The organism is Frondihabitans sp. 762G35 (assembly GCF_002074055.1).
Lineage (GTDB): Bacteria > Actinomycetota > Actinomycetes > Actinomycetales > Microbacteriaceae > Frondihabitans.
Map to the genome: position 1 here is coordinate 1,610,149 of NZ_CP014619.1, position 13,981 is coordinate 1,624,129.

Sequence of the window (13,981 nt, forward strand, 5' to 3'; positions counted from 1 at the left end):
AGGGTGGCCCTCTTACGATGAGGAGCGATCCCGGGTCGACCGGGAGCATTCATGTCAGGAGGCAGTGTGGCCGAGAGAACAGAAGTCGTCTTCGTCGACGGGGTACGGACCCCGTTCGGTCGGGCGGGCGAGAAGGGCATGTACTGGCAGACCCGGGCCGACGACCTCGTCGTCAAGGCCATGAAGGGCCTGCTGGAGCGCAACCCGGAGCTCGACCCGGCAGCGATCAACGACGTCGCCATCGCGGCCACGACCCAGACGGGCGATCAGGGGCTCACGCTGGGGCGCACGACGGCTCTCCTCGCCGGTCTCCCCCAGTCGGTCCCCGGCTACGCGATCGACCGCATGTGCGCCGGAGCCATGACGAGCGTCACGACCACGGCCGGAGCCATCGCCTTCGGCGCCTACGACTTCGCCCTCGCCGGTGGCGTCGAGCACATGGGCAGGCACCCGATGGGCTTCGACGCCGACCCCAACCCGCGCTTCCTCACCGAGCGCCTCGTGAGCGCCGAGGCGCTCAACATGGGCAACACCGCCGAGCGGATCCACGATCGCTTCCCCGAGCTCACCAAGGAGCGGTCCGACCGCTTCGCGCTGGGATCCCAGCAGAAGCTCCAGGCCGCCTACGACGCGAAGCACATCCAGCCGGACCTCGTGTCGGTGGCCGTGAAGACGAGCGCCGGATGGGGGCTCGCCGATCGCGACGAGGCCCCGCGCCCCGAGACCACCCTCGAGGGCCTCGCGGGTCTCCGCACCCCGTTCCGGCCCCACGGTCGCGTGACGGCCGGCAACTCGTCCGGCCTCAACGACGGCGCCACCGTCAGCCTCATCGCCTCGGAGGACGCCGCCAAGCGGGCGGGGATGACCCCGAAGATGCGCCTCGTCAGCTTCGCCTTCGCCGGAGTCGCACCGGAGATCATGGGCATCGGCCCGGTCCCGGCCACCGAGAAGGCGTTGGCCAAGGCCGGGCTGACGATCGACGACATCGGGCTCTTCGAGCTCAACGAGGCGTTCGCCGTCCAGGTGCTGTCGCTGCTCGACCACTTCGGCATCGACGACGACGACCCCCGCGTCAACCCCTGGGGCGGAGCGATCGCCGTCGGCCACCCGTTGGCCTCGTCCGGCGTCCGACTGATGATCCAGCTCGCCCGCCAGTTCGAACTCCACCCCGAGGTCCGCTACGGCCTCACCGCCATGTGCATCGGCCTCGGCCAGGGCGGCAGCGTCATCTGGGAGAACCCGTTCTTCGACGGCCGCCGCACGAAGGGAGCGCGCCGATGAGCGTCGACACCACCACCCTGCTCGAGATGTCGGCTGACGAGGTCGTGACGCACTCCTACGTGCGCGACGTGACCCTCGCCTCCGGCGCCGTGCTCGCCCTCGTCACCCTCGACAACGACCGTGACCACCGTCGTCCCCCGACGCTCGGCCCGGTCACGCTCGTCGAGTTCTCCGAGACGATGGACCGCCTCCGGGCGCGCGCCGCGAAGGGCGAGATCCAGGCGATCGGCGTCACCGGCAAGCCGTACTTCCTCGCCGCCGGCGCCGACCTGTCCAAGGTCGGGCAGATCCCGACCCGCGAGGCCGGGCGTCAGATGGCCGAGCTCGGCCACGAGGCCCTCGGCAAACTGCACGACGCCGGCGTGCCGACGTTCGTCTTCATCAACGGCCTGGCCCTCGGCGGCGGGCTCGAGATCGCGCTGAACGCCGACTACCGCACGGTCGACAGCACGGCTCCGGCCCTGGCGTTCCCCGAGGTTTTCCTCGGGATCATCCCGGGGTGGGGTGGGGCGTGGCTCCTGCCCAACCTGATCGGCATCGAGAACGCCCTCAGGGTCATCGTAGAGAACCCGCTCAAGAACAACCGGACCCTCAAGGCCCAGGAGGCCTTCGACCTCGGGATCGCCGACGCGATCTTCGGTCCGGCCGCCTTCCTGGAGGACTCCCTCCGCTGGGCGGACGGCGTCGTCACCGGCACCGTCCAGGTCGTGCGGAAGAACGCCCCCGGCAAGATCGAGCGCGCCGTCAAGTGGGACGCCGCGATCGCCATCGCCCGGAAGACTCTGCAGTCGCGCATCGGCACCGTCGCGAAGTCGCCGTACGCGGCACTCGACCTGCTCGCGGGCGCGAAGCGGGCCAGCCGCGAGGAGGGCTTCCGGGCCGAGGACGAAGCCCTCGCGGACCTCGTCTCCGGCGACCAGTTCCGGGCCAGCATCTATGCGTTCGATCTCGTGCAGAAGCGGGCCAAGCATCCTGCCGGTGCCCCCTCCCCCGATCTCGCTCGGAAGATCACGAAGGTCGGCGTCATCGGAGCGGGTCTCATGGCGTCGCAGTTCGCCCTCCTGTTCGTGCGCAAGCTGAAGGTGCCGGTGGTCATCACCGACCTCGACCAGGCGCGCGTCGACAAGGGCGTCGCGGGCATCCGCTCGTCGATCGACGAGCTCCAGGCCAAGGGCCGGATCTCCTCCGACGAGTCGAACCGGCTGAAGGCGCTCGTCTCGGGCACGACCGACGTGGCCGACTTCCACGACGCCGACTGGGTGATCGAGGCGGTCTTCGAGGAGCTGAGCGTCAAGCGGGAGGTGTTCCGCAACGTCGAGCGGGTCGTCTCCGACACCTGCGTCCTCGCCACGAACACCTCGTCGCTGTCGGTCACCGCCATCGGCGCCGAGCTCGCGCACCCGGAGAGGCTCGTCGGCTTCCACTTCTTCAACCCGGTCGCCGTGATGCCGCTCGTCGAGGTCGTCAACGCGGAGGGCACCGACGACGAGACGCTCGCCACGGCGATGGTCGTCGCGAAGACGCTGGGCAAGAACGCCGTCATCACCCTCGATGCGCCCGGGTTCGTCGTCAACCGGATCCTGGCCAAGCTCCTCGGCGAGGCCATGCACGCGGTCGAGACCGGGACGCCATTCGAGGTCGTCGACCGGGCGACGGCGCCGTTCGGCCTCCCCATGACGCCGTTCGAACTGCTGGAGCTCGTCGGGCTCACGGTCGGCGCGCACGTGCTCGACACGCACCACGCGGCCTTCCCGGAGCGCTTCTTCGAGAGCCCGGCCCTGCACCGCCTGGCCGAGTACGGCAAGATCTTCGAGCGAGACGCCAAGGGCAAGCGCAAGGGCTTCGACCCGAAGGCCGTGAAGATCGTCGACGGCCACGGCACGGCCCTGACCGAGGCGGAACTGCTGCGCCGGGTCGAGGACGGCCTCGCCGACGAGATCGGTCGTATGCTCGATGACGGTGTCGTCGCCGCTCCGGAGGACATCGACCTCTGCCTCATCCTCGGCGCGGGCTGGCCGTTCCAGATGGGCGGGGCGACGCCCTACCTCGATCGGGTCGGCGCGTCCGAGCGCGTGCGCGGTCGGACCTTCCACCAGCCCGCCATCCGCGGCGTCTCCGCCGTCTGACACTCGTAGCGGCGCCCGACACAGGCTGTTGCCGGTGTCGGGCTCCGCTGCACGTGTGGGGAGCTCCTGCGGATCGCGAGGTGGTCGCGCGCTAGTCGCGGGCGGCCTGGGTCGCGCGCTCGGCCTCGCGTCGGGCGACGGGGATCTTGCTGCCGAGCACCATCGCCGTCACGTCGCGGGCGATGACCTGCGGGGTGAGACCGGCGTCTTCCAGGATCTGGGCGCGCGACGCGTGCTCCAGGAACTCGTCGGGAAGCCCGAGCTCGGTGACGGCGGTGTCGACCTCGGCCGCGCGGAGATCCTGACGGACCCGCGTGCCGATCCCGCCGACGCGGATGCCGTCCTCGAGGGTCACCACCAGGCGGTGCTCGGCGGCCAGACCGATGATGCTCTTCGGCACGGGGACGACCCAGCGGGGGTCGACGACGGTCGCCCCGATCCCCTGGTCGGCGAGGCGCTCAGCCACGTCGAGGGCGAGCGTCGCCATCGGCCCCACGGCGACGATGAGCACGTCGGGCTTGTCGCCGCGGCGCAGGACCTCGACCCCGTCGTCGAGGCGTTCGACGGCCTCGATGTCGGTGCCGGCCGGCCCCTTGGGGAAGCGCACGACGGTCGGACCGTCGGTGACGGCCACGGCCTCGCGGAGCTCCTCGCGCAGACGCGTGGCGTCGCGGGGGGCGGCGAGCCGGATGCCCGGGACGACCTGCAGGATGGCGAGATCCCACATGCCGTGGTGACTCGGGCCGTCCGGCCCCGTGACGCCCGAGCGATCGAGCACGAACGTCACGCCGGCCTTGTGCAGCCCGACGTCCATCAGCACCTGGTCGAAGGCCCGGTTGATGAACGTGGCGTAGAGGGCGACCACCGGGTGCAGTCCGCCGAACGCGAGGCCGGCCGCCGAGGCGACGGCGTGCTGCTCGGCGATGCCGACGTCGAAGACGCGCTTGGGGTACTTCTCGGCGAACCGGTGCAACCCGACGGGGCGGAGCATGGCGGCGGTGATGCCGACGACGTTCCGGTCGTGATCGGCGATGTGGACGATCTCGTCGGCGAACACGTCGGTCCAGCCGGGACCCTTCGAGGTCTCGAGGGTCTCGCCGGTCTCGGGGTCGATGTGGCCGACCGCGTGGAACTGGTCCGCCGCGTCGTGGAGGGCCGGCTCGTAGCCGCGGCCCTTCTGCGTGATGGCGTGGACGATGACAGGGGCGCCGTAGTTCTTCGCCTGCCGGAGCGCCTCCTCCATCGCCGCCTGGTCGTGGCCGTCGATCGGGCCGATGTACTTGATGTCGAGGTTGGAGTAGAGCGCCTCGTTGTTCGTGAAGCGGCTCAGGAAGCCGTGCAGGCCACCCCGCACGCCGCGGTAGAAGGCCCGCGCCGGCGAGCCGAGGTGGTCGAACGCCGCGCGCGACGACAGGTGCATGTCGCGGTAGGGGTGCGACGTGCGCACCGAGTTGAGGAACCGGGCCATGCCGCCGATGGTCGGAGCGTAGGAGCGGCCGTTGTCGTTGACCACGATGATCAGCCGTCGCGTGTTGTCGTCGCTGATGTTGTTGAGGGCCTCCCACGTCATCCCCCCGGTGAGGGCGCCGTCGCCCACGACCGCGATGACGGAGCGGTCGCCGTGCCCCGTGAGGGTGAACGCGCGCGAGATGCCGTCGGCCCACGAGAGCGACGACGAGGCGTGCGACGATTCGACGATGTCGTGCTCGGACTCGCTGCGCTGCGGGTAGCCGGCGATGCCCTCGCGGAGGCGCAGGGCGGAGAAGTCCTGGCGGCCCGTGACGAGCTTGTGCACGTACGACTGGTGACCGGTGTCGAAGACGATGGCGTCCTTCGGCGAGTCGAAGACCCGGTGCAGCGCGAGGGTCAACTCGACGACGCCGAGGTTCGGACCGAGGTGGCCGCCGGTCTTGGAGACCTCGGCCACGAGGAAGCGGCGGATCTCGGCTCCGAGGGCGATCATCTGCTCGTCGCTGAGGCCGTCGAGATCGCGGGGCCCGTGAATGGTCTCGAGGAGGCTCATGTCACTCCCTTTCCGCGCCCCGGTAGAGGACGCCTCGTCAGTTTATGCGCCGCACCTGACGGCGGCCCGCCGACGCCTCGGTGTCCCGCGAAAGCCTCTCGGCATCACGCGAGTGCGCCGCGTCACCACGCGGAAGCGCCGCGACGCCGGACCCGGTGCAGCGAGCTGCACGGGCCGACGTCGCGGCGCTGAGGCGATCCGGCGGTCACCGACCGGTCGCTAGACCAGCGAGCGGAGGACGTACTGCAGGATCCCGCCGTTCCGGTAGTAGTCGGCCTCGCCCGGCGTGTCGATGCGGACGACGGCGTCGAACTCGACGGTCTCCTTGCCGGCGGGCGAGTGCTCGGTCGGCTCCGCGACGACGTGGACCGTCTTGGGGGTCGTCCCCTCGTTGAGCGCCGTGAGCCCGGTGATGCTGATGCTCTCGGTGCCGTCGAGGCCGAGCGAGGCCCAGGTCTCGCCGGCCGGGAACTGCAGCGGCACCACGCCCATGCCGATGAGGTTCGAGCGGTGGATGCGCTCGAAGCTCTCGGTGATGACGGCCTTCACGCCGAGGAGCGAGGTGCCCTTGGCCGCCCAGTCGCGCGACGAGCCGGAGCCGTATTCCTTGCCCGCGAGGACGACCAGCGGCGTGCCCTGGGCCTGGTAGTTCGCCGACGCGTCGAAGATGAACGACTGCGGGGCGTCCTGCTGCGTGAAGTCGCGCGTGTAGCCGCCCTCGACGTCGTCGAGGAGCTGGTTGCGCAGACGGATGTTCGCGAACGTTCCACGGATCATGACCTCGTGGTTGCCGCGACGCGAGCCGTAGGAGTTGAAGTCCTTCCGGTCGACGCCGTGCTCCGAGAGGTAGCGACCGGCCGGGCTGTCGACCTTGATGGTCGACGCCGGGCTGATGTGGTCGGTCGTGACGGAGTCGCCGAGCTTCGCGAGGACGCGGGCTCCCTGGATGTCGACCACGGGCGACGGCTCGAGCGCCATGCCGTCGAAGTACGGGGGCTTCCGGACGTAGGTCGACTCGTCGCTCCACTCGAAGGTCGCGCCCTCGGGGGTCGGGAGCGAGCGCCAGCGGTCGTCGCCGTCGAAGACGGCGCCGTACTCGCGCGTGAACATGTCGGTCTCGATCGACTCGTCGATCGTCTTCTGGACCTCGGAGGCCTCGGGCCAGATGTCGCGGAGGTAGACCTCGGTCCCGTCGGACGCGGTGCCGAGGGAGTCGTTCTCGAAGTCGAAGTTCATCGATCCGGCGAGGGCGTAGGCGATGACCAGCGGCGGCGAGGCGAGGTAGTTCATCTTGACGTCGGGGTTGATCCGACCCTCGAAGTTCCGGTTGCCCGAGAGGACGGCGGTGACGGCGAGGTCGTTGTCCTGCACGGCGGTCGAGATCTCGTCGAGAAGCGGGCCGGAGTTGCCGATGCAGGTCGTGCAGCCGTAGCCGACGGTGTAGAAGCCCAGGTCTTCGAGGTAGCTCGTCAGGCCTGCCTTCTCGTAGTAGTCGGTGACCACCTTCGAGCCGGGAGCCAACGTGGTCTTCACCCACGGCTTGACCTTGAGGCCCTTCTGGCTGGCGTTCCGGGCCAGGAGGCCGGCGGCCAGCATGACCGACGGGTTCGACGTGTTGGTGCAGGAGGTGATCGCGGCGATCGCCACCGCCCCGTGGTCGAGCGTGAAGGCGGATCCGTCGTCGAGGGTGACCGAGGTCGGCTTCGACGCGGTCGTCGGGGCGCTCGAGGCGAGCACCCGGTGGAGCTCGTGGGCGCTCGTCTCGTCCTCCGACGTGAAGCCGACGGGGTCGGACGCCGGGAAGGTGCCCTCGACCGCGTCGTCGACGCCGGAGTGGGAGGTGGAGGTGTACGTGCCGAGGTCGTTCTCGAACTGGGACTTCGCGAGCGACAGCTCGATGCGGTCCTGCGGGCGCTTGGGTCCGGCGATCGACGGGACGACCGTGGCGAGGTCGAGCTCGAGGTACTCCGAGAAGACCGGCTCGACGCTCGGGTCGTGCCAGAGCGTCTGGGCCTTCGCGTAGGCCTCGACGAGGGCGACCTGCTCATCGCTCCGGCCGGTGAGGCGGAGGTAGTCGAGCGTGACGTCGTCGATCGGGAAGATCGCGGCGGTCGAGCCGAACTCGGGGCTCATGTTGCCGATGGTTGCGCGGTTGGCCAGCGGCACGGCCGCGACGCCCTCGCCGTAGAACTCGACGAACTTGCCGACGACGCCGTGCTTGCGGAGCATCTGGGTGATCGTGAGCACGACGTCCGTCGCGGTCACGCCCGTGGGGATGGCACCGGCGAGCTTGAAGCCGACGACCTTGGGGATGAGCATGGAGACGGGCTGGCCGAGCATGGCCGCCTCGGCCTCGATGCCGCCCACGCCCCAACCCAGCACGCCGAGGCCGTTGACCATGGTCGTGTGGGAGTCGGTGCCGACGAGCGTGTCGGGGTAGGCCCGCAGGATGCCCTGCACGGTGCGCGTGTACGTGACCTGCGCCAGGTACTCGATGTTGACCTGGTGCACGATGCCCGTTCCCGGCGGGACGACCTTGAAGTCCTCGAAGGCGGTCTGACCCCAGCGGAGGAACTGGTAGCGCTCCCCGTTGCGCTCGTACTCGAGCTCGACGTTGCGCTCGAGGGCGTTCTCGGAGCCGAAGAGGTCGGCGATGACCGAGTGGTCGATCACGAGCTCCGCGGGCGAGAGGGGGTTGATCTTGGTCGGGTCGCCGCCGAGGTCGGCCATGGCCTCGCGCATCGTGGCCAGGTCGACGATGCAGGGGACGCCGGTGAAGTCCTGCATGACGACGCGAGCCGGCGTGAACTGGATCTCGGTGTCGGGCTCCGCCTGCGGGACCCACGAGCCGAGCGCCTCGATCTGCGCTTTCGTCACGTTGGCACCGTCTTCGGTGCGGAGGAGGTTCTCGAGGAGGACCTTGAGGCTGAAGGGCAGTTTGTCGTACCCGGGAACCGCGTCGATGCGGAACACCTCGTACGACTTGTCACCGACCTCGAGCGTGCTCTTCGAACCGAAGCTGTTTACGTCTGACACGTGCCGTCTCCCTTGCTGCCACTGCCTTGGATGCCGTGCGCACTCCTCTCGGGAGAGCGCGACGGCCACTTCGTGGGCACGAGCCCACCGAGGCCAGCTTAAGTCAGCCCGCTCGCGCGCGACCGACTTCGGCTGTTTATCTTGATATCGAGATAAACCTAGCAGCAGGAGCCGCTACTCGGCGTCCGATCCGGCGCGCGCCGCGTAGACGGTGCGGACGAGCAGCCACGTGACCCAGAGCATGGCCGCGTAGAACGGCACCCCGAGCACGAGCTTGGCGGCGGCGAGGAGCGCCGCGTCGCGCGCCAGGAAGAGCGGCACCTCGACGGCGAGGCGGATCGCGAAGAGGAGGACCCAGAGCCACGTCGTCAGGGTCAGGACGCGACGCTTGGCCCGGTCGCCGCGCCACGAGCCGCCCTCGTTCGTCAGGAGGCCGACGACGACGCCGATGAGCGGCCAGCGCGCGGCGAGGCTGATCAGGAGGACGGCCAGCGAGACGGCGTTGATCACGATGCCCGGGATGAAGTTGTCGACGGCCCGACCGGAGATGAGGGCGAGGAACGCCGAGAGGGCGATCCCGAGGAGACCGGCGATCGCCTGCGGCAGGGGGCCGCGTTGAATCGCTCGCACCGCCACGAAGACGACTCCGACGACCACCGGGATGAGGACCGACGGAAGGAGTTCGTGCGAGAAGGTGTAGATGACGAGGAACGCGAGCCCGGGCAGGATCGACTCGACGAGCCCGCGGACTCCTCCGATGGCCGTGAGGAGCGCGTGCCCGGTCGGGACCTCGCCGGGGGCGACCCGGCCGATCCCGGCGCGGAGCGCGGCCTCCCGTAGCTGCTCCCGGAGGGAAAGCTCGGGCGTCGGGCGCTCGTCGTCGCTCATGCGGCGCTCAGACGACCGTGGCGGTCGGGTCGCTCGGGTTCGCCTTCGGCATGTGCAGCGGGATGAGGTCGCGCGGAGGCATCGGGTCGGTGCCGCGGACGACGACGACGCTGCGGAACAGCTCCTCGATCTTCTCGGCGGCCTCGGGATCGACCGTCGCGTCTCCGGCGATGACGCCGCGGAGGAACCAGCGCGGACCGTCGACGCCGACGAAGCGCGCGAGGCGGCTGGTCTGACCGGCGACGGCTCCCTCGGAGCCGGCCGCGATCGGGATCTCGGCGCGGATCTCGGGACCGAAGGGACCCTCGACCTCCTCGGTGGTGCCGCCCTGCTTGCGGATCTGGTCGGCGATCTGGTCGCGGATCTCGTGCCAGAGGCCCGTCGACCGCGGAGCCGCGAAGGGCTGCACCTGGAGCGTCGACTTGGCGAAGTCGAGCCCGACGGCGACGACGCGCTTGGACCCCTCCTCGACCTCGAGGCGGAGGTGGAGGCCCTCGCGGGGGACGATCTTCACGCCGCCGAGATCGACGTAGGGGCGCACGGGGTTGGCCTCGGACTCGTCGAGCGGGCCCTCCTCGGCCCGGTTCTCCGGGGCGGACTTGTCGTCGAGGACGACCTCGAGCTCCTCGCTCGGTGCCTCCACGAGGTCGACGGCGTCGAGGGTCTCGCTGTCGGCCGTCTCGACGTCGGCCTCGCGGACCTCGGTCTCGGCCAGCTCCTGCGCGGCCTCGCGCCTGGACTTCCTGCTCACTTGGTGCCTCCTGGCGTGGTGTGCTCCGCCCGATCGTCGGGCGCACTGGTGGTGTTCGCGTAACCGGTCGAGCCGAAGCCGCCGGCGCCGCGGACGCTGTCGGGGAGGGCGTCGACGGTGGTGAACGTGGCTCGGACGACCGGCATCACGATCAGCTGGGCGATGCGATCGCCCGCGTGGATCTCGAAGTCGGTGTCGTCGGTGTTGAGAAGGGCGACCTTGATCTCGCCGCGGTAGCCCGCGTCGACCGTTCCCGGCGTGTTGAGCACGGTCACGCCGTGCTTGACGGCGAGGCCGGAGCGCGGGACGACGAACGCCGCGTACCCGTCGGGCAGCGCGATCGACACGCCGGTCGAGACGAGGGCCCGCGAGCCGGCTCGCAGGATGAGGTCCTCCGCGGCGTGGAGGTCGGCTCCCGCGTCGCCGGGATGGGCGTAGCGGGGTTCCTGGGCCGTCCCGTGCCCGGGTGCGGGCGCGAAGGGCACGTCGAGGGTCTCGGTCACGTGTCGAGGGTAGTGCAGAAGTCTGGTCGAATAGTCCCATGACCGCCTACCGCGAACGCCTCGCGCCGCCCCCGCTCGTCTTCCTCGCCTGGGCCCTCGTGGTGCCCGCGAGCATCCTGGTGTTCCTCCCCATCGACGCCGCGGTGGGCTGGGGCGTGGGGATCGGGCTCTACCTGGCCATCTCGCTGCTGCTCTTCTTCGGCTCGCCCGTGCTGCGGGTCGACGAGTCGGGCTTCCGTGCCGGCCGGGCGATCCTGTACCCCGGAGAAGTGGGAGCGACCGCCGCTTTCCTCGCGGAGGAAGCGACGGCCGAGCGGGGTCCGCGGTTGGATGCGCGCGCCTGGACCCTCTTCAGGGGCTGGGTGAAGCCGGTGCTCCGCATCGAGCTCACCGATCAGAACGACCCGGCGCCGTACTGGCTCGTGTCGACGAGACACCCCCAGCGGCTGTCGCAGGCCCTCGATCAGATCAGGCCGCGCACTCCAGGCAGATAGGTCCGAGCTTCGACTCGTGGTCGAGCTGCGAGCGGTGCTTCACGAGGAAGCACTCCACGCAGGTGAACTCGTCCGCCTGCGGGGGCAGCACGACGACGTCGAGGTCGAGGTCGGAGAGGTCTTGACCGGCGAGCTCGAAACTGCCCGGATTGTCGGCGTCGTCGGCGTCGACCACGCCGCTCATCTTGTCGGGAACCCGCTCTTTCAGCGCCTCGATCGACTCGGAATCGTCGTCGTTCTTGCGAGGTGCGTCGTAGTCGGTCGCCATGCCCATCCAGTTCTGTACGAGGTCTTCTACCAAAATCGGCGGGCACAGTTTGCACCATGGGAAAGGCAATAGCAAACCGGTCTGAGGGCCTCGGAAGACGCTCGAAGCCGCACGAGGAGAACTTGCGGCACGCCCGCGCTATTCCCCGGATTTCCGCCTCCTGCGTGGCATCCTGACTGCGAATCACGACAACGGAAGCTGTGGGCCCATGCAAGATCTGAAGGTGATCGGCGTCGAGAGCGGCGCGCTCCTGGTGGCCACCGACGCGGGGAGCGAATACCGCCTCCGCGTGACGGGGACACTGCAGTCCCAGCTGCGGGCTGCGGACCCCGAGCGGGCCGTGACCCCGCACAAGGTGCCGCCCCGCGAGATCCAGGCGCTCGTCCGCTCCGGTCGCTCGGCCGAGCAGGTCGCCGCCGAGACGGGCGTCGAGCTCGACTACGTGCGCCGCTTCGAGGGCCCCGTCCTCGCCGAGCGCACCTACGTCCTCGAGAGCGCCCGCCGCGTGCCCGTGAGCCTCGCCGGCGACGGCGTCGCCCAGGGCGAGACCTCGACCTTCGGGAGCGTCATCGACGCACGCCTCGACGCCGCCGAGGCCACCGAGCGCGACTGGACCTCGTACAAGGACGCCGTCGAGGGCTGGGTCGTCCACGTCAGCTACACGACCCAGGAGGTCGAGCGCGACGCCACCTGGCGCTTCGATCCGAAGAAGCACGCTCTCGCGCCGCTGAACGGCGACGCCCACACCCTCTCCCGCCACGGTTCCGCCCACACACCGCTGGTCCCCCGGCTCCGTGCCGTGGGCGATGCCGGCCGCATCGCCGGCGAGGCCGGCCCGAACGACTCGGGCCGCTTCGACAGCGGCGCGTTCGAGGTCGAGCAGGAGGCCCGTGAGACGACGATCCCCGGTGACTCCGGCGAGACCTCCGACCGGTCCCGCGAGGGTCGCTCGCAGGCCTCGGTCGCCGCCGTCAACCGCGCGCCGGAGCCGCAGGCCGAGCACAACCAGACCGCCGACCTGCTGGAGGCTCTCCGGCGACGCCGCGGGGAGCGCGAGGCCGCCCGCTTCGACGACGACCCCTCCGACCACTCGCGTGCCGCTCACCCCTCGACCGGTTCGTTGCGCGTCGTGGACGTGCCGCTCGACGACATCGACGTGCCGACGGAGCCGGAGCCCGCTCGCACGACCAAGCCTCTCGCCACGCATCCGACCGCCTCGCGTCAGTCCGCTCCGCGCTCCGACGACGAGTCGACCGACACGGCCCCGAAGGCACCGCAGCGGTCCGCGCGGGCGCGCAAAGGCCGCGCATCGATGCCGAGCTGGGACGAGATCGTCTTCGGCGCCCGCTCGGACGACGACCCCGCCTGAGCCCGACCCCGCCGTAGCCCGACCCCGCCTGAGCCCGACCCGCGAGACCAGCGGCACTCCGCCGAGCACGAGCGGCTCGCTAGGCGAACGCGCCGAAGCGCAGGAGCGGGACGCGCGTCTCCTCGTCGCTCCACGAGCCGTGCTGGCCGATCATGCCCCGCCCGCGGTCGTCCTCCGAGCGGTAGTACGCGATCCCCTTGCGAGCGGCGACGAGAAGATCTCCGATCCGCGGCAGCACCGCCGGGTCGACGTCGCCGAACCAACCGGCCTCGACCGCCTCGTCGCGCGTCACGACCCAGGACCTGTGCCCCTCGGCCGCCCGCCAGGCCTCCCCGAGACGGGAGCGACCGTCGTCGTCGAGGGCCGGATCGACGTGGAGCTGAAGGCATCGCGGCTCCCCCGCCACGTGCCGGACGCCCTCGGTCAACGCGGGTTTCGTCCCCCAGATGACGTGCTTGTGCGCGGGGACGTCGACGATGCCGTGGTCGGCGGTCACCAGGACGGCCTGATCGCGGGCGAGGTCGTCCACGAGGCTCCTGACCTCCCCGTCGACCTGCTCCAGGGCTCGCGACCACTCCTCCGACTCCCAGCCGTGGCGGTGCCCGGCCATGTCGAGTTCGGGGATGTAGAGGTACGTCAGCGATCGGCCGGGCGACCGCAGGATGCCCCGCGCGGCCTCGAACCGCGCCGAGACGGTCTCGGCCGACCGGTACGTCGCCCCGCGGAGGATCGCCCTCGTGAGACCCGAGTCGGCGTACCGGGCGGGCCCGACGGTGAACGCGTCCACCCCCGATCCGGCGAGGCTCTCGAACACGGTGGGGACGCGCTGCCAGGTCGCGGGGTCGAGGTCGGCGTCCCAGCCGGACAGCTGCTTCACGACGCGGTCGTGGGCCGCGTCGAGGACGCTGTAGCCGACGAGGCCGTGCCGCCCGGGAAGGGCACCCGTCGTGAGCGTCGTCAGGCCCGCCGCCGTCGTGGTCGGGAAGCCCGACCACAGCGTGTCGCGGGGGCCTGAGAGAGTGCGGGCGTACGCGGCTCGCGCGCGGAGGGCGGACGCTCCGAGCCCGTCGACGAGGACCACGACGACCGATCGCGCCGGGGCGAGGTCGAGGGGGTTGGCGGCGCCGGACAGGGCCGCGACGCAACTCGGGAGGACGTCCGCGAGGCTCACGACCGACGGGTCGCGCGCCGGTACCATGGTCGTCATCGGCCCCAGTCTGGCACAGCCCGACCGGCGGCGGC

General features: G+C 70.6%; 11 protein-coding genes. 4 read left to right on the forward strand and 7 right to left on the reverse strand.

Features of this window, described 5'->3' with window-relative positions; genetic code table 11:
* Positions 1-66 precede the first annotated feature (66 nt).
* A complete protein-coding gene (locus AS850_RS07785; RefSeq protein WP_119868598.1) occupies positions 67-1,281 on the forward strand; it encodes a thiolase family protein in 1,215 nt (404 codons plus the stop codon).
* Positions 1,278-3,407 (forward strand): 3-hydroxyacyl-CoA dehydrogenase NAD-binding domain-containing protein, encoded by a 2,130-nt coding sequence (locus AS850_RS07790; RefSeq protein ID WP_119868599.1) that lies wholly within the window; start codon positions 1,278-1,280, stop codon positions 3,405-3,407. The genes AS850_RS07785 and AS850_RS07790 overlap by 4 nt, the downstream gene beginning before the upstream one ends.
* Positions 3,408-3,498: 91 nt before the next feature.
* On the opposite strand, the gene dxs is transcribed toward AS850_RS07790, so the two are convergent.
* The 5 genes from dxs to dut form a co-directional block, all read right to left on the reverse strand.
* The gene (gene dxs, locus AS850_RS07795) at positions 3,499-5,430 is read right to left on the reverse strand and encodes a 1-deoxy-D-xylulose-5-phosphate synthase (protein ID WP_119868600.1); all 1,932 of its coding nucleotides are present in this window, start codon (positions 5,428-5,430) and stop codon (positions 3,499-3,501) included.
* A 219-nt stretch (positions 5,431-5,649) separates the two neighbouring features.
* Complete coding sequence (gene acnA / locus AS850_RS07800; protein ID WP_119868601.1) at positions 5,650-8,466, reverse strand: aconitate hydratase AcnA; 2,817 nt, start codon at positions 8,464-8,466, stop codon at positions 5,650-5,652.
* Positions 8,467-8,640: 174 nt separating this feature from the next.
* Positions 8,641-9,354 carry a DUF3159 domain-containing protein gene (locus AS850_RS07805; RefSeq protein WP_119868602.1) on the reverse strand — a complete coding sequence of 238 codons (714 nt, stop codon included), beginning with the start codon at positions 9,352-9,354 and terminating at the stop codon, positions 8,641-8,643.
* 7 nt (positions 9,355-9,361) lie between these two features.
* On the reverse strand, positions 9,362-9,997 hold the full coding sequence (locus AS850_RS07810) for a DUF3710 domain-containing protein (RefSeq protein ID WP_119870206.1): 636 nt from the start codon (positions 9,995-9,997) through the stop codon (positions 9,362-9,364).
* A gap of 104 nt (positions 9,998-10,101) precedes the next feature.
* Entirely contained in the window at positions 10,102-10,608 is a 507-nt protein-coding gene (gene dut / locus AS850_RS07815) for a dUTP diphosphatase (RefSeq protein WP_119868603.1), read from the reverse strand.
* Positions 10,609-10,646: 38 nt separating this feature from the next.
* Between dut and AS850_RS07820 the strand changes: the two genes are divergently transcribed.
* Positions 10,647-11,102: a DUF3093 domain-containing protein gene (locus AS850_RS07820; RefSeq protein WP_119868604.1), complete on the forward strand. Its 456-nt coding sequence runs from the start codon at positions 10,647-10,649 to the stop codon at positions 11,100-11,102.
* Here AS850_RS07820 and AS850_RS07825 read toward each other — a convergent pair.
* Positions 11,077-11,370: a DUF4193 domain-containing protein gene (locus AS850_RS07825; RefSeq protein WP_119868605.1), complete on the reverse strand. Its 294-nt coding sequence runs from the start codon at positions 11,368-11,370 to the stop codon at positions 11,077-11,079. The genes AS850_RS07820 and AS850_RS07825 overlap by 26 nt on opposite strands.
* Before the next feature lie 208 nt (positions 11,371-11,578).
* Here AS850_RS07825 and sepH point away from each other — a divergent pair, with 208 nt between their 5' ends.
* A complete protein-coding gene (gene sepH, locus AS850_RS07830; protein ID WP_119868606.1) occupies positions 11,579-12,739 on the forward strand; it encodes a septation protein SepH in 1,161 nt (386 codons plus the stop codon).
* Between the two features lie 79 nt (positions 12,740-12,818).
* Here sepH and AS850_RS07835 read toward each other — a convergent pair whose 3' ends face one another.
* Positions 12,819-13,946 (reverse strand): alkaline phosphatase family protein, encoded by a 1,128-nt coding sequence (locus AS850_RS07835; RefSeq protein ID WP_173795182.1) that lies wholly within the window; start codon positions 13,944-13,946, stop codon positions 12,819-12,821.
* Between the last annotated feature and the right edge of the window lie 35 nt (positions 13,947-13,981).